Genomic DNA, 15,864 nt, shown 5'->3' on the forward strand with positions numbered 1-15,864 from the left:
CGTCCTCGATGCGGTGCTTCTTCTCCTTCAGCTCCACCTCGGTGGCCGCGCCGACGTGGATCACCGCAACGCCGCCAGCCAGCTTGGCCAGCCGCTCCTCGAGCTTCTCGCGGTCGTAGTCCGAATCGGTCTCCTCGATCTCCCGCTTGATCTGCTCGATCCGACCCTTGACCGCCTCGGGGCTCCCCTTGCCCTCGACGATGGTGGTCTTGTCCTTGGTGATCCGGACCCGCCGGGCCTGGCCCAGCATGTCGAGGGTGACGTTCTCCAGCTTGTGGCCCAGGTCCTCGGAGATGAAGGTGCCGCCCGTGAGGATGGCGATGTCCTGCAGCATGGCCTTCCGCCGATCGCCGAAGCCCGGCGCCTTGACGGCCGCCACGTTCAGGGTCCCCCGGATCCGGTTGACCACCAGGGTCGCCAGGGCCTCACCCTCCACATCCTCGGCGATGATCAGGAGCGGACGGCCGGCCTGGACCACCTTCTCCAGCACGGGGAGGAGGTCATGGACGCTGGAGATCTTCTTCTCGTGGATGAGGATCAGGGGATCCTCCAGCTCGGCCTCCATGGTCTCGGTGTTGGTGACGAAGTAGGCCGAGAGGTAACCCTTGTCAAACTCCATCCCCTCCACCACTTCCACGGTGGTGGTGGTCCCCTTGGCCTCCTCCACGGTGATGACGCCGTCCTTGCCGACCTTCTCCATGGCCTCGGCGATCAGCTCGCCGATCTCGGGGTCGTTTCCGGAGATGGCGGCCACATGGGCGATCTGCTGCCGGCCCTCCACGGGGGTGGCGAGCTTCTTGATCTCCTCGACCGCGGTCTGGACGGCCTTCTCAATCCCCCGCCGGATGAGCATGGGGTTGGCGCCGGCGGCCACGTTCTTCAGACCCTCACGGACGATGGCCTGGGCCAGCACCGTCGCCGTCGTGGTCCCGTCGCCCGCCACGTCGTTGGTCTTGGAGGCGACCTCCTTGCAGAGCTGGGCGCCCATGTTCTCGTAGGGATCCTTCAGCTCGATCTCCTTGGCAACGGAGACGCCGTCCTTGGTGATGGTGGGCGAGCCGTACTTCTTCTCCAGAACCACGTTCCGGCCCTTGGGACCAAGGGTGACCTTCACCGCATTGGCCACGACGTTGACGCCGCGCTCCAGCGCCTTTCGGGCGTCAGCATCGAAGACCAGCTGCTTGGCTGCCATGAAGTGACCTCCTCGTGGTGAAAACTCTTGGAACGGTCAGGTCAACCGCCCTTACCGATCGACGACGGCCAGGACGTCGCTCTCCCGGAGGATCAGGTACTCCTCCCCTTCGAGCTTCACCTCAGTGCCGCCGTACTTGGCGAAGATGACCCGGTCGCCGACCTTGACCTCCAGCTCGACCCGCTGGCCGTTCTCCAGGACCCGACCGGGGCCGACGGCGATGACCTCACCCTGCTGCGGCTTCTCCTTGGCCGTGTCGGGCAGGTAGATGCCGCCTTGGGTCCGTTCCTCTTCCTCGATCGTCTTGACGACGATCCGATCGCCCAGTGGCCTGAGCGTCACAGAAACCCCTCCTCAATGACACCCCGGGTCGTTCGTGGTCATGTTGTTAGCACTCGCTGCCTGCGAGTGCTAACCCGGTACCTAATATGCCTCCCCCGGCAATCCCTGTCAAGAGGTTTCCTCCAAAAGAGTGGCCCCCACCCGCCCTCGGCCGGGTGAAAAGCCTCCCGCCACCGGCAGGGTTCCCCGGGGGCAGGCAAAAATCTCCCGGGAAGATCCTGCGCAGGGGGGAAAGGTATGGGCGAACGCTTCCTGGTCGCCTTGGGCGGCAATGCGCTCCTGCGACCGGGCCAGAAAGGGTGGGCCAGCGAGCAGCTGGAGACCTTGAAGGGGACGGTCCGGACCCTGGCGGACCTGATCGCCGCCGGCCACCAGCTGGTCCTCACCCACGGCAACGGGCCCCAGGTGGGCAACCTGATGATCCAGCAGCACCTCGCCCGGGAGGCCGTCCCGCCCTGGCCCATGGACCTGTGTGTGGCCGCCACCCAAGGGGTGATCGGCGCCATGATCCAGCAGACCCTTCAGGCCGAGCTCCAGCGCCGGGGGATCCACCGGCCGGTGGTCTCCCTCATCACCCACACGCGGGTGGATCCCCGCGACCCCGCCTTTCACCGGCCCACCAAGCCCGTCGGCCCCGTGGCCGGTCCGGAAGAGGCGGCGGCCGGCCAGGCCCGGGGCGAGGTGTGGGCGGAGGAACGGGGCCGGGGGTGGCGCCGGGTGGTCCCCTCCCCCACGCCCCTGGAGATTCTGGAGGTGGCGGCGGTCCGGAACCTGCTGGAGGCGGGGGCGATCCCCATCGCCGCGGGCGGGGGCGGGGTTCCGGTGGTGCAGGAGCCTGACGGCTCCTGGCGGGGGGTGGAGGCGGTCATCGACAAAGACCTGGCCTCCAGCCTCCTCGCCCGGGCCCTGGGCGTGGACCGCTTCTTGATCCTCACCGACGTGGACTCCGTCTACCGGGACTTCGGCACGCCCCAGGCCCAGCCCCTCCCCCGCCTGACCGCGGCGGAGGCTCGGGCTCTCCTGGCGTCGGACGAGCTGGGTCAGGGGAACATGGCCCCCAAGGTGCGGGCGGCGGCCGAGTTCGCCGAGGCGGGCGGGGAGGCCGCCATCGGAGCCTTGGAGGCGGCGGAGCTCATCGTGGCGGGGCGGGCCGGCACCCGGGTGGTGCCCACGGCATGAACCCCGGAAAAGAGGGGCTCCAACCATGCAGGAGAAGCACAGAACACGTACAATATATGTCACTGGGGCTGAAAATGTTCGGATTTAGCCCCGAGACCCCGACGAGGAGCGGAGGAACCGATGGACCAAACGCTGCGAGCGGCGGCCTCGCCCAGCGAGCCCCTCCTGGAGCGCCTCTTCCACCTGGAAGAGGCGGGCACCACCTGGAAGCGGGAGGTGGTGGGCGGCCTCACCACCTTCATGACCATGGCCTACATCATCTTTGTCAACCCGAGCCTGGTCAGCACCACCGGCATGCCCTTCGAGGCGGTGGTGATGGCGACCATCTTCTCCGCCGCCTTCGCCACCCTTCTGATGGCCTTCCTCACCAACTACCCCTTCGCCCTGGCGCCCGGCATGGGCTTGAACGCCTACTTCGCCTTCACGGTGGTCGGCTCCATGGGCATTCCCTGGCAAACGGCCCTGGGGGCGGTCTTCCTTTCGGGCGCCGTTTTCGTCATCCTCACCCTGAGCCGGGTGCGGGAGATGATCATCGACGCGGTCCCCATGACCCTGAAGAAGGCCATTGGCGCGGGCATTGGCCTCTTCATCGCCCTCATCGGCCTGAGCAACGCGGGCATCGTGGTGGCCAACCCCGACACCATGGTCGCCCTGGGCACCCTGGCGGACCCCCACACCCTGCTGGCCATCATCGGCCTCGCGGTCACCGGGCTCTTGCTCGCCCGGCGGGTTCCGGGCGCCATCCTGGTGGGGATTCTGGTGACCACCGTCATCGGCATCTTCATGGGGGTCACCCCCCGGCCCGAGGGCCTCTTCCGGTGGCCCAGCCTGGCCACCTGGGCGCCCGTCCTGGGCCAGCTGGACATCATGGGGGCCGTGCGGCTGGGCTTCTTGGAGATCATCTTCGCCTTTCTCTTTGTGGACCTGTTTGACACCGTGGGCACCCTCATCGGCGTCTCCTCCCAGGGCGGCTTCCTGGACGAGAAGGGAAACTTGCCCCGGGCCAACCGGGCCCTAATGGCCGATGCGGTGGGGACCATGGCCGGCGCCGTCTTCGGCACCCCGACGGTCACCTCGTACGTGGAGTCGGCCAGCGGCGTGGCGGCCGGCGCCCGCACAGGGCTGGCGGGCGTGGTGGTGGCCGCCGGCTTCCTCCTCAGCCTCTTCTTCATGCCCATCATCGCCATCGTGCCCGCCGCGGCCACCGCGCCGGCCCTGGTGGTGGTGGGGGCCATGATGATCCGCCAGGTGGAGGGCATCCGCTGGGAGGAGATCAGCGAGGCGCTCCCCGCCTTCATCACCATCGTGGCCATGCCCTTCACCTACAGCATCGCCACCGGCATCGCCCTGGGTTTCATCCTCTACCCCTTCCTGAAGCTGGTCATGGGCAAGGGGCGGGAGGTCCACTGGCTCACCTACCTCTTGGGCGTGCTCTTCATCCTGCGGTTCGTCTTCTTGAGCTAGCCCCTGCCGGAGACGAGCCCCTCGGGAGCGAGGGAAACCCTGAAGCGAGGACCAACCTGGCCTCGGAAGGCCCCGGGTCACCGCCCGGGGCCTTCGCCTCTCAGGCCCCGTCCATCGCCCACCTGCCCAGGAGGTGGCGCCGGCGCCCGTGCGGGCGCCGGGGGTTAGGAGGAGGTGGAGAAGAGGTCCAGGTTCTGCCAGGGCGGGGTTGGGCCTTCGTCCCCGGGTGGCACCAGCTGGAGGAGCTGCTGCATCATCCGGGCGCCCCGGACGGCGTAATCGGCCCGGTTGTTGTTGAAGAGGACGTGCACTTCGGCCACTTGCTGGGCCAGGGCTTCAAGAGGCGGGACCCACTCCGCTAGCTCCTCCCGGGAGTAGAGGTAGTCGAAGCGCTCGCCGCTGGTCCGGGTCTTCCGGTACCAGGTCTCGGCGTTCCGCCCGTGGAGCCGGAGGATGGCCAGCTGCGGGTGGGTGGCGGCCACCACCGGTGGAACGGTTCCCGAGCCGATCTGGGGTTCATCGCAGATGGTGTGGACGTACCCCAGGGTCTTGAGGAAGGCCAGGGTGGCGGCCGTCTCCTCAGGCCCCCGGAACCAGCTCCGGTGGCGGAACTCGATGGCGATGGTCGCCTCAGGAAGCAGCTCCCGGATCCAGCGGAGGTAATCGAGGCTCTCCCGGCTGCGGGTGAACCAGGGCGGGAACTGGAAGTGGAGGGCCCTGAGCTTGCCCGCCTCTTGGAGGGGCTGGACCGCCTCGCGGAAGAGGGCGAAGGTCTCCACGAGGGTCGCCTCCGGCGGGCGGGGCCGGTCGTGGAGGGTCATGGAGCGGTGGGCCTTGACGTTGAAGACAAAATCGGGGGGTGTCACCCGGGCCCACTTCTCAAAGTTGCGGCGGGGCTGGAGGTGGTAGTAGGTGGCGTCCACCTCCACCAGGTTGAAGTGCTGGGCGTAGTAGGCCAGGCGATCCCCCGCTTTCAGGCCCCGGGGGTAGAAGTTTTCGTGATCGGACCACGCACAGGTGCCGACCCGGATGCCCCCCACCAACCCGCCCCCTTCCCACCGCTGGGTGCCCCCATCATAGCGGCCCGAGCCCGTCCGGTCAACGGGGGTTCCACGCCTTTCCAGTTGACGTGGCGATCACCTGTTCGTACAATGGGGGCACCGAACACTTGACCCCATGGAGGCATGGCTATGGGTTGGGTTCTCCACGTGCGGCTCACAGGCCGGCTGGCACCCGCCAGCACCGACGCCAGGACCGTCGCCCAGCTCCTGGAGCTTCCGGCATCACCGCCGGACCCCGTGGACGACCGGCATCCCCTGCGCCCGCTCCTGGAAGCGGCCGCCGCCTTGACGCCCCGGGTGGAGCCCCTCTCCAGCGAGGAGTTCTTCGCCGGCCTGAACCCCCATGACCTCTCCCGGTTGGACTCGTTCCTGGAGCAGCTCCAGGCCGGGCCCCAGGCCCTGGCCGTGCTGGCGCCCTCCCGGCTGGCGGCCCGGGCGGCGGGGGTCCGCTTCCTCTGCCGGCCGCTGCCTCCGGGCCGGGGGGACACCTGGAGCCAGCCCGCCCCCCGCTTCTACCGCCTGCTCGATCCGGCCCGTTTCCTGGCGCCCCTTCCTGTGGTCTACCTGTGGACGCTCGCCCCGCACCTGGAGGTGCTCCAGCGCCTGGGCCTGTGGCGGATCGGCCAGATCTCAGGGCTTCGGCCTGAAGCTGACGCCCGCCCGGAGCCTCCCGCGCCGGGCGGGAGGGCCGAGGCGGCCCCCATCCCCTCAAGCCTTCTGGTCGACGCCCTGGGCGCGACCCTGGCCCACCAGCTGGTCGAGGCCAGCTTGGGCCGCGATCCCACGCCCGTCCGGATCGCCTTCCCCAATCCCGGCCTCCAGCGGGAGGTCTCCCTTCCCGACGGGTTCGACGGCTCGGAGCTCCCCGGGCTCCTGGCGCCCCTGGCCGCCAGCCTCGCCCAGGAGCTGGCCGGCCAAGGCCGGGGGGCGTCCCGCCTCACCCTCCGGCTCCTGCCGCCGGCCGGAGCTCGCGGCTCCGAAACGGCCGGGGCTTCCCGGCAGGCCTCCCGCCGCTTCTCCGAGCCCCTCAGCGATCCCCAGCGGCTGGCCCGGGAGGCTGAGCGCCTGGCCCGCCGGCTCCTGCTCGCCCCACCCCTGCCGGGCAGCCGGCTGCTGGTGGAGGCGGCCGATCTGGCTCCAGCCGCCGCCCGCCAGACCAAGGGCCTGGTCCCCACCGCCGAGGCGGCTCCAACCCCTGCCGGCCAGGGGCCCGCCGCCCCTGGCCTGGCGGAGCTTTTGGAAGCGGCCCAGCAGCGCTTCGGGCAGGCCGCACCGGTCCCCGCCAGCACCCTCCCCCTCTCCCGCCGGGAGCGGATGCTCCACCTCTGGCTCAAGCCGCCTGAACCCCGGCCATGCGGCGGATCGTAGCCCCCATCACCCTCACCCTGCCCGGCCAGGCGGGCGCGTCCCACCCTGCCCCGCCTGCCGGGGCGGTGCCGGCGGTCCTCCCCCTGCCGGGCAGCACCTTTTGCTGGCGGGGCCGGCGGTATGTGATCGAGGCCATCTTGGACAGCTGGCAGGAGGCCGGCTGCTGGTGGGAAGGCGAGCCGGTCACCGAGGGCTTCCACGTGGCTTTCCAAGGGGGCGGCACCGGCATCCTCCTCTTCCGCCAGCCCCGGGGCCCGTGGGTGCTGGATCGGATCGATGATTGAGCATTCAGGAGGGGTTTGGGGTGTTCGTCCACCTCCACGTCCACAGCCCCTACTCCTTTCTTGAGGCGGGGAGCTCCATTCAGGATCTGGTCGACCAGGCCGCCGCGCTGGAGATGGAGGCCTTGGCCCTCACCGACCGGAACCGGCTGAGCGGCGCGGTCGCCTTCACCCGGGCCGCCCGCGCGGCGGGGATCCGGCCCCTTCTGGGCGCCGAGGTCACCCTCACCGACGGCACCCACCTCACCCTCCTGGCCGATGGGCCCGAAGGGTATGCCACCCTCTCCCAGCTCCTCACCCACGCCCACCTGAGCCGGCCCCGGGGGGAGCCGGCCGTCTCCCCGGAGGCTTTGGAAGAGCACCACCAGGGCTTGATCGCCCTCTCCGGCTGCCGCCGGGGGGAGATCGCCCGGCGGCTCCTCTGGGGGGACCGCTCCGGCGCGCTCCGGGCCGCCCAGCGGTACGCCAGCCTCTTCGGGCGGGAGAACTTCTACATCGAGCTGCAGAACAACCGCCTTCCCGGCGGCCGGGCCTTGAATGCGGCCCTGCGGGAGATCGCCCAAAGAGCGGGGCTGGAGTGGGTGGCCACCCAGAACGTCCACTACGCCACCCCGGACCGCTTTCCCGTGTACGACGCCCTCACCTGCGTGCGGACCGGCACCCGCCTGCCCGACGTCCACCCCGAGCGGCGCCTCAACGGGACCAACTACCTGACCAGCCCCCAAGAGATGGCCGCCCTCTTCCCCGACGACCCCCGGGCCCTGCAGAACACCCTGGAGATCGCCCGGCGCTGCCGGCCCGCCCTGCCGGAAAAGCCCCCCAACCGCTTCCCCGCCTTCCCCACCCCCCGGGGGGAGAGCACCATCGCCTTCCTGCGGCGCCTCACCTACCAGGGCGCGTGGCGCCGGTACGGCCGCCTCACCCCCGCCATCCGCCGGCGCCTGGAGCACGAGCTGGCGGTGATCGAGAAGCTGGACGTGGCCGATGCCTTCCTGGTCGCCTGGGACCTGGTCCGCTTCGCCCAGGCACGGGGCATCCGCCACGCAGGCCGGGGCTCCGCGGCCGACTCGGCCGTCGCCTACTGCCTGGGGCTCACCGAGGTGGACAGCATCCGCCGGGGGCTGCTCTTTGAGCGGTTCCTCAGCCTGGAGCGGGCCCAGAAGCCCGACATCGACCTGGACTTTGAGGCCGAGCGGCGGGATGAGGTGGCGGCCTACGTCTCCCGCCGGTACGGCGCCGACCACGTGGCCTCGGTCTGCACCTTCCAAACCTACCGGGCCCGCTCCGCCCTGCGGGATCTGGGGAAGGTCCTCGGCTTCTCCGACGAGGAGATCGGCCCCCTGGCCAAGCGTTTCCCCCACATCCCCGCGGACCGGATCCCCCAGGCCATCCAGGAGCTCCCCGAGCTCCGGGAGAGCCGCCTCCCCCTGGAGCGGTACCAGCTCCTCTTCGAGCTGGCCGCCCAGGTGGCCGGCTTTCCCCGGCACATCGGCACCCACCTGGGCGGGCTGGTCCTGAGCCGGGAGCCTCTGGCCCGGGTGGCGCCCCTGGAGCGGGCGGCCAAGGGGGTGACCATCCTCTCCGTTGACAAAGACGATGTGGAGGCGTTGGGGCTGATCAAGCTGGATTTGCTCTCCTTGCGGACCCTCTCCGCGGTGGGGACGGCCACCCGGGCCATCCAGGTGCGGGAGCCCTCCTTCCGCTACGAGGCCATCCCGCTCGACGACCGGGCCACCTTCCAGATGCTGGGGGAGGGGGAGACGGTGGGCGTCTTCCAGCTGGAGAGCCCCGCCCAGCGGGCCTTGCAAGCCCGGTTGGGCGCCGACTCCATCGAGGATGTGGTGGCCAGCGTCGCCCTCATCCGCCCTGGGCCCATCCAAGGGGATATGGTGGAGCCCTTCCTCCGGCGCCGGCGGGGCCTGGAGCCGGTCACCTACGTGGACCCCCGCCTGGAACCCATCCTGGAGAAGACCTACGGGGTGGTCCTCTACCAGGAGCAGGTGATCGAGATCGCCACCGTCATCGGCGGCTTCACCCCAGGCGAAGCCGACCAGCTCCGCCGGGTGATGACCCACTACCGCTCCCACCAGGAGATGGAGCGGATCGGGCGCCACTTCATCGAGAAGGCGGTGGCCCGGGGCACCCCCCGGGAGGTGGCCGAGGTGATCTTCTCCTACATCGTGGGCTACGCGGGCTACGGCTTCTGCGAGGCCCACGCGGCCGCCTTCGCCGACACCGCGTACAAGACCGCCTACCTCGTCCGCCACTACCCGGCCGAGTTCTACGCGGCCCTCCTCTCCCACCAGCCCATGGGCTTCTACCCGCCCAACACCCTGGTCCACGAAGCCCGCCGCCGGGGGGTGGCGGTGCTGCCGCCCGACATCAACCGGAGCGAGAAGCACTGCACCGTGGAGGAGGGCCGCATCCGCCTCTCCCTCTCGCTGGTCCGGGAGCTGGGGGAAACAGACGTGGAGGAGATCCTCGCGGCGCGGGCTAGCCGCCCCTTTACCTCGCTCCAGGATCTCTGCCGGCGGACCCGCCTCACCCGGGAAGGGCTCACCTACCTGATCCTGGCCGGCGCCTTGGACCGCTTCGATCCCAACCGGCGCCGCCTCCTCTTCAGCCTGGAGGAGGCCCTGCGCCACCGGGAGCAGCCCCTGACCCCCGGCGGGTCAGGGCCGGCCCAGCAGCGGCTGGACCTGGCCCCCCGCGGCCCCCGGCCCGAGGTGGAGGACTTCTCCCCCGACCAGCGGCTCCTTCTGGAGTACGAAGCCCTGGGGCTGACCACCCAACGCCACATCCTCACCCTGCTGGAGCCTGAGCTGCGGCGGATGGGGGTGACCCCCGCCCGCCAGCTCCGGCAGATGGAGGCGGGGCAGCCGGTGCGGGTGGCCGGCCTGCTCATCCGGCCCCACCGGCCCCCCACCCGGAGCGGGCGGACGGTGATCTTCCTCACCTTGGAGGACCCCACTGGCCTGGTGGATGCCACCGTCTTCGAGCATGTCTACCAGCGGGACGGCGAGGCGATCTTCGGCGGCTACCCCGTCCTGGTGGTGGACGGCCGGGTCGCCTGGCGGGGGAAGGGGGTGTCGGTGGAAGCCACCCGGGTCCGGGCCTTCCGCCGGAGCCCCAAGCTCGCCCCGGCGGCGCCCGGGGGCGCAGCTGGCTGAACCACGGGGAGCAGGCGCCGCCTCACGGCTCGGCCCCACACCCAAGCCCCTGCGCGCGGCACCAGGCGGCCCACCGGGGATCGTACTGGGCGGCCAGCACCCCATGGAGGACCAGCGCGGGCACGGGCAGGCGGCTCCAGGCCGTGCTGAAGCCGTGGGCCGCCACCTCCTCCAGCTCAGGGATGGCCGCCCGAAAAGGGAAGCCCAGGAGCCGGGCGGGGTACCCCAATCGCCGGGCGACAGCCAAGGGGGGAAGCTCCACCCCCTCAAGCCGGGAGCGGGCGGCTCCCCGGTCCAGGGCGTGGAAGAGCTCGTGGGCCACCACCACCTCCCGGGCCAGCTCCTCGGCCCGGGCGCCCGGCGCAAGCCAGGCGGCCAGCCCCCGGGCCAGGGCGGCCAGCCCGTCCTGGTAGAGGGTGATGCCGCGCCCCGGGCGGAACCCGGCCAGGCGGAGGCGGGAGGGGTGGGTCCCTTCGGGGCTGGTGGGGCGCTCCTGTACCGGCACCCCCAGGGCCTCCGCCACCTCGTCCGCCCGGGCCGCCGGCCAGCGCCGGCGGAGGGCCTCACTGGCCGCCGCGCCCGTCTGCAGGGCGGCGGCCACCCGGTCCCGGAGGGCCGCCTCGGGCAGGGGGTAGCACCGGGGGGAGGCCCGGACCAGGAAGAGGCCCGCCTCCTCGGCCAGGCGGTCCAGCCCGGCGGCCCGCCCCCGTCCCATCCGCCCTCCCCCTTCCCCGTGCCCGCCGGCGGTCACACCCAGCCCTTGGCCCGGAGCCGGTCCAAGGACCGCCGGAAGGCGGCCGTCGCCTGGTAGAGGCTGTCGGGCTCCTGGCCCGTCACCACCGCGCCGATCATGATGGCGTGCACTTCGGGAACCCGGAAGTAGAGTCCCAGATCCTCGGGATCCATCGCCCGCTGGGACGGGACCAAGAGCTTCCGTCCCGTCGCCTGGCCCACCGCCGCCAAGACCGCCAGATCCTCCCCTCGAGCCTCCTGGCCGTACCCCTCCTTGGGGACCACCGAAGCCTCCAGCCAGTCGCCCGGCAGAGCGCGCAGGCCCGTCCAAAGGTGGGGCGGCGTCCCCGCGTTGATGGCCGGAATGACCGGCAGGCCCGACCGGTACAGGTACAGGCGGAGGTGGGAGAGGTACACATCGATGAAGCTGATGCCCCACTGGCTGAGGCGTTCCGTCTCTTCGGGGGTGATCATCGCCTCCTCGCCCGGCACCAACCCCACCGGGAGCCCCACCGCCGCCACCTGCCGGATCCGCTCTCCCTCTTCCTCCAGGGAGCCGAAGCCGTTGCCGCTGGCCCGGTGGTGGACGTTGACGTGCACCTTGAGCAGGTCCGCGCCGCCCTCTTGGGCCGCCCGGGCCAGCTCCGGGTCGTTCTTGGGCAGGCTGACCACCAGCGTCCCCCGCCCGTACAGGTCAAGGCTCATGTTCCTTCCTCCTCCCTCCAGACCGCCCAGCCCCCAGGCCAAGCGGTCCGGCTGCTACGCCTCCGGCAGGAAGGCGCCCTGCTCGGCCAAGGTGGCCCGCAAGGCGTCCGCGTCCACCTCCCGGGCGGCCACCCCGTCCTTGAGGGCCAGGGCCGCGGCGACACCGGCCGCGTGGCCCATGGCCATGGCGAAGGGCGAGAGCCGCAGCGCGGCCAGGGCCTCGTGACTGGCCGAGATGCACCGCCCCGCCACCAGCAGGTTGGCCGTGCCCTGGGGCACCAGGGCCCGGTAGGGGATGGAGTAGTACTCCCCTTCGGGCAGGCGCCGGGTCTTGTTCTTGGCCGTGGCCGGATCGTGGATGTCGATGGGGTACGCGCCGTAGACCACCCCGTCGTGGAAGTGGCGGGCCGCCAGGATGTCCTCCTGGGTCACCTGGGCCTCGCCCTGGATCCGCCGGCTCTCCCGCACACCGATCTGGGGCGCCACCGCGATGACGTAGACCTCCTCGAAGCCGGGCACCCGCCGGCGCAGGAAGTCGACCAGCTCCCAGACCTGGCGGCGGCCCTCCACCTCCGCCCGGGCCAGCTCCCGCCCCTTGAGGGAGGAGAGCCCCTGGACCCGGGTGGTGTTCACCACCGCCTCGCCGGGCCGCAAGGATTCGAAGACCAACAGGCGCTGGCGAGGGATGGTGAACTCCCCCGCCGCCCGGGCCTCCTCCAGGAGGGTGGGGAAGGCGGAGAAGCCCCGGAAGGGGAGGCGGCGGAGCCGCTCGGGGTCGATGGTCCCGTGGATGGCCACCGGGTGCTGGAGCTCCTCAGGATGCTCCTGGAAGTAGTCGAAGACCCGGTCCCAGTTGACGCCGCCTACGGAGAAGATCATGGTCATGGGCTGGGGCAGGCGGTCCTCCTCCCGGCCCACCTGGAAAGGCACCCCCACCGCGGCGGCCAGGTCGCCGTCTCCGGAGGCGTCGATGAAGAACCGGGCGGCCAGCTCCTTCACCCCATCCTTCTGCCAGACCCGGATGTGGCGGACCGTGCCGCCCTCCACCGCCGCATCGAGAAAGAGGGTGTGGAGCCAGAGATCGACGCCCGCCTCCACGCACATCTCCTGGAGGACCCGCTTCAGCCCCTCGTAGTCAAAGGGGGTGATGCTGGAGCAGTAGTCGATGGGGTCAGGCACATGCCCGGGTGAGTCCCCCGTGGCCCGGAGCCGGTCCACCACCTCTTGGGCCAGCCCCTTGACCACCTGGGTCTCGCCCGCGTGGAAGGACTGCATGGGCCCCACCATGGCCGCGGTCAGGGTGCCGCCCAGGAAACCGTACCGCTCCACCAAGGCGACCTTGAGCCCCATGCGGGCGCCCGCCACCGCGGCCGTCACGCCCGCGCTGCCCCCGCCAACCACCACCAGATCGTAGGTGGACACCGGTACCATCCGATCCCTCCTCATCAGCTCCGCTCGATGGCCTCGCGGAAGGCCCGGGTCATCTCGTAGATCTCCTTGGGATCCTCGCCCACCGAGAGCACCCCGATCATCAGCCCCGCCGCCCCCGTCGCCCGCAGCGCGGGCACGTCCGCCGGCTCCAGCCGCCGCTGGCTGGGGATGATGGCCGGCTTGCCGAAGGCCTCCACCGCCCGCCGGTAGAGAGCCAGATCCCGCACGTTCAGCGGCTGGCCGTACCCTTCGGGCGGGATGAGGGCGAGCTCCGCCATGTGGATCCCGGGCACCTGGCCCAGGCCCCGGAGGAGCTCCTCGTTGAAGCTGGCATCGGCGGCCGCCATACGGCTCCACGTCCCCACGCCCAGCAGCCAGGCAGGCATGAAGTGGGCGAACATGTCGACGAAGTCGAAGGGCATGGCCGCCGCGGCGGTGATCTCGTCGCGGTCGGCCTTCTCCGCGGCGGGCACCAGGCCCACGGGGATCTTGACCGCCTCCAGGATCTCCTCCAGGACCGCCCGCTCCGCCTCCAGGGAGCCGAAAGTCCGCTTGGTCGCCCGGTGGGTGATGTTCAGGTGCACTTTGATGGCGTCCGCGCCGCCCTCTTCCGCGGCCCGGGCCATCTCCACGCTGTTGGCCGGCAGGGCGACAATCAGCCCGAAGCGGCCCCCTTCCAGCAGTTGCAAGAAACGGCTCATCATCCATTCCCCCTCACGGTCGTCTTCGTTAGCGCGGTTCGGCCACCAGGAGGATGGGCGTCTCCTCAGGCAAGCCGGCCAGCTCCGTCTCAATCATGGACAGGATGAGGTTTTCATCCGCAATGCCCGAGAGATCCACAATCCGGGAGCCCACCAGAACGAAGAGGTTAGGCAGGACCCGCCCGGTGTCCTTAATGGTCGAACCCTCTTCCAGGATGAGCTGGGCCGCGTGACGTCCTTCGCCCGCGGTGCCCCCTCGCACCACGGCGTGGGCCAGCTTCAAGCGGATGATCCCCTCCTGGTCACACACCTGCACCCGCTGCTCCCGCTTCTTGAAGAGCCCGAAGAACTGGCGCCGCTCCACCGTGTGGCCGAAGGCCTCCAGCCCCTGGCTGCCGCCCAGGTGCTCCACCTGATCCTCGGGCACCCCCAGGCTCTGGGCGACCACCGCCCGGCGCTCATCCACACTCAGCTGGACCCGGCGGCCCGTCCCCGTCCGCAGCTCGGTGGCGCCTGTCCCCACGGCCCGGACCAGGTGCTCGTCGGGGATCACCTCGATCTGCACCTCGACGGTGGCCGGGTCGGCCCCCAGGGCGATCACCGCCTCCTGGGCCTCCCGGCGGATGCGGAGGAGGTCCTCCTCGGTGGGGTTGGTGATGGAGCGCTCGATGGTCTCCCGGATCATGGCCAGGGCCACCCCGATGGTGGAGATGATCGCCCCGTTCTCCACGATCCGGTAGGGCACGCCCATGGTGGCCGCCACATGGGGCACCACCGCCGCCGCGCCCCCACCGCCGCCCACCAGGACCACCTTGGAGTCCTCGAGGGCGTACTTGCGGCGGAGGGCCTCGATCGGTTCGATCACCTTCTGGGCGGCCAGATCCAGGGCCTGGCGGGCCGCCTCCTCCACCGTGGTGCCCAGCGCGGCCGCCAGGGGGGCCCAAGCCCGCCGGATCCCGTCCAGGTTCCCCCGGGCGTAGTCGTCGGGCCCCACGCGTCCCAGGAGGTTGGCCGCGTCGGTGAGGGTGAGAGCGTACCGCTCACCCCGGGCGGTGCGGACGGCCACGTACTCCTCCGGATCCCCGGGGAGGGGCGCGAAGATCTCCAGCTCGGCGCCGTCCAGGGCCTCCGGGTCAGCGAAGGCCGCGTACTCCAGCCCGGCGATGTGGGCGCTCCGGGGCCCCACCTCCACCAGGCGGCCATCCCGCACCCGGATCATGCTCCCGCCGGCCACGCCCACCGTCCGCACGTCCAGGGAGCGCAAGTAGGTCCGGTGGCCGCCCACCTCCGCGTAGTCCACCATCACCCGGCCGTTCTTGATGAGGGAGATGTCGGTGCTGGTGCCGCCCACCTCGAGGAAGAGGCCGTCGGAGACCTTGGCGTACATGAGGGCGCCCGCCACTCCCGCGGCCGGCCCCGAGAGCAGGGTGAGGATGGGCCGCCGCCGCATCTCGCCCACCATCATCGAGCCGCCGTCGCCCCGCATGATCATCAGGGGCGCGGTGATCCCCGCGGCTTGGACGCTCGCCTCGGTCATATCCGCGGTGCGGGTCATGCGGGGGAGGATGGAGGCGTTGATGACGGCGGTCCGGGTGCGCACCTTCAAGCCGTACCGCTTGGAGATCTCGTAGGAGGCGCTGGCCGGCAGCCCCATCGCCTGGGCCGCCTGCTGCACCATGAGCTCTCGGGAGGGATCATCGACGCTGTACGCCTCCGCGGCCACCACCGCTTCCGCCCCCTGGGCCACCAAGGCCTGCAGCGCCTCCGTCACCTGCTCGGGGGTGAGCCCGTTGCCCGTGTCGAGGAAGGTATGGAGCGGCTGGAGGACCTTCCCCTGGGCCAGCGGGATGGGCTCGATCTGGGTCTGGTTCCGGGCCCGGGCCCCGTCGAGGCCGCTCCCCATGCCAACGATCCCTACCGGGACCACGTCCCCCTCCAGGAGGGCGTTGGTCGCCTGGGTGGTGCCGTGGGAGATGAAGACCACCTCGGCCGGGTCGATGCCACCCCGCTCCAACACCCCCTGCACCGCCTGAATCACCCCGGCGGCCACACCGTGGGGGTCGTTGTGGGTGGTGGGAATCTTGAGCTGGGCCAGGATCTCGAGGGTCTCGTCATCAATGGCCACCGCATCGGTGAAGGTGCCCCCCACGTCGATCCCGATCCGGACCCGCCGGCCCGGCTGATTCTTCTCTGCCATGTCCGGTCCCCTCCCCGGCCAACCCCCGCGGCCGTGTGCGG

The 15,864-nt window shown here is 71.0% G+C and carries 13 protein-coding genes; 5 read left to right on the plus strand and 8 right to left on the minus strand.

Annotated elements, in window-relative coordinates:
• Both groL and groES read right to left on the minus strand, forming a co-directional pair.
• Window positions 1-1,192: chaperonin GroEL (groL, locus tag FWJ67_RS07450; RefSeq protein WP_414482671.1), on the minus strand; the 1,192-nt coding region annotated here is incomplete at its 3' end.
• 51 nt (window positions 1,193-1,243) lie between these two features.
• Window positions 1,244-1,534, minus strand: coding sequence for a co-chaperone GroES (gene groES, locus FWJ67_RS07455; RefSeq protein ID WP_304172700.1), 291 nt, complete (start codon window positions 1,532-1,534; stop codon window positions 1,244-1,246).
• Between the two features lie 237 nt (window positions 1,535-1,771).
• Here groES and FWJ67_RS07460 point away from each other — a divergent pair, with 237 nt between their 5' ends.
• Together FWJ67_RS07460 and FWJ67_RS07465 are read left to right on the plus strand one after the other, a co-directional pair.
• Window positions 1,772-2,713 carry a carbamate kinase gene (locus tag FWJ67_RS07460; RefSeq protein WP_414481893.1) on the plus strand — a complete coding sequence of 314 codons (942 nt, stop codon included), beginning with the start codon at window positions 1,772-1,774 and terminating at the stop codon, window positions 2,711-2,713.
• 120 nt (window positions 2,714-2,833) lie between these two features.
• On the plus strand, window positions 2,834-4,177 hold the full coding sequence (locus FWJ67_RS07465; RefSeq protein ID WP_414481892.1) for an NCS2 family permease: 1,344 nt from the start codon (window positions 2,834-2,836) through the stop codon (window positions 4,175-4,177).
• Window positions 4,178-4,341: 164 nt separating this feature from the next.
• Here the strand turns inward: FWJ67_RS07465 and FWJ67_RS07470 are convergent, their stop codons facing one another.
• Window positions 4,342-5,217, minus strand: coding sequence for a DUF72 domain-containing protein (locus tag FWJ67_RS07470; RefSeq protein WP_414482672.1), 876 nt, complete (start codon window positions 5,215-5,217; stop codon window positions 4,342-4,344).
• Window positions 5,218-5,367: 150 nt separating this feature from the next.
• Here FWJ67_RS07470 and FWJ67_RS07475 point away from each other — a divergent pair, with 150 nt between their 5' ends.
• From FWJ67_RS07475 to FWJ67_RS07485, 3 genes are read left to right on the plus strand one after another with little or no spacing between them, the layout of a single operon-like run.
• The gene (locus FWJ67_RS07475) at window positions 5,368-6,606 is read left to right on the plus strand and encodes a hypothetical protein (protein WP_304172696.1); all 1,239 of its coding nucleotides are present in this window, start codon (window positions 5,368-5,370) and stop codon (window positions 6,604-6,606) included.
• Window positions 6,591-6,890 carry a DUF6504 family protein gene (locus tag FWJ67_RS07480; protein ID WP_414482673.1) on the plus strand — a complete coding sequence of 100 codons (300 nt, stop codon included), beginning with the start codon at window positions 6,591-6,593 and terminating at the stop codon, window positions 6,888-6,890. The genes FWJ67_RS07475 and FWJ67_RS07480 overlap by 16 nt, the downstream gene beginning before the upstream one ends.
• A gap of 20 nt (window positions 6,891-6,910) precedes the next feature.
• Complete coding sequence (locus FWJ67_RS07485; protein ID WP_304172694.1) at window positions 6,911-10,057, plus strand: DNA polymerase III subunit alpha; 3,147 nt, start codon at window positions 6,911-6,913, stop codon at window positions 10,055-10,057.
• Window positions 10,058-10,079: 22 nt separating this feature from the next.
• On the opposite strand, the gene FWJ67_RS07490 is transcribed toward FWJ67_RS07485, so the two are convergent.
• The 5 genes from FWJ67_RS07490 to FWJ67_RS07510 are packed head-to-tail and all read right to left on the minus strand — an operon-like array spanning window position 10,080 to window position 15,823.
• Complete coding sequence (locus tag FWJ67_RS07490; protein WP_304172693.1) at window positions 10,080-10,772, minus strand: hypothetical protein; 693 nt, start codon at window positions 10,770-10,772, stop codon at window positions 10,080-10,082.
• Between the two features lie 32 nt (window positions 10,773-10,804).
• Entirely contained in the window at window positions 10,805-11,494 is a 690-nt protein-coding gene (locus FWJ67_RS07495) for a hypothetical protein (RefSeq protein WP_304172692.1), read from the minus strand.
• Window positions 11,495-11,548: 54 nt separating this feature from the next.
• Window positions 11,549-12,925, minus strand: coding sequence for an FAD-dependent oxidoreductase (locus tag FWJ67_RS07500; protein WP_304172691.1), 1,377 nt, complete (start codon window positions 12,923-12,925; stop codon window positions 11,549-11,551).
• 14 nt (window positions 12,926-12,939) lie between these two features.
• Window positions 12,940-13,626, minus strand: coding sequence for a hypothetical protein (locus tag FWJ67_RS07505; RefSeq protein WP_304172690.1), 687 nt, complete (start codon window positions 13,624-13,626; stop codon window positions 12,940-12,942).
• A gap of 28 nt (window positions 13,627-13,654) precedes the next feature.
• Window positions 13,655-15,823 carry a hydantoinase/oxoprolinase family protein gene (locus FWJ67_RS07510; RefSeq protein ID WP_304172689.1) on the minus strand — a complete coding sequence of 723 codons (2,169 nt, stop codon included), beginning with the start codon at window positions 15,821-15,823 and terminating at the stop codon, window positions 13,655-13,657.
• Window positions 15,824-15,864: the final 41 nt, after the last annotated feature.

Source organism: Limnochorda sp. (assembly GCF_047459355.1).
In the GTDB taxonomy this organism is placed as follows: domain Bacteria; phylum Bacillota; class Limnochordia; order Limnochordales; family Limnochordaceae; genus Limnochorda.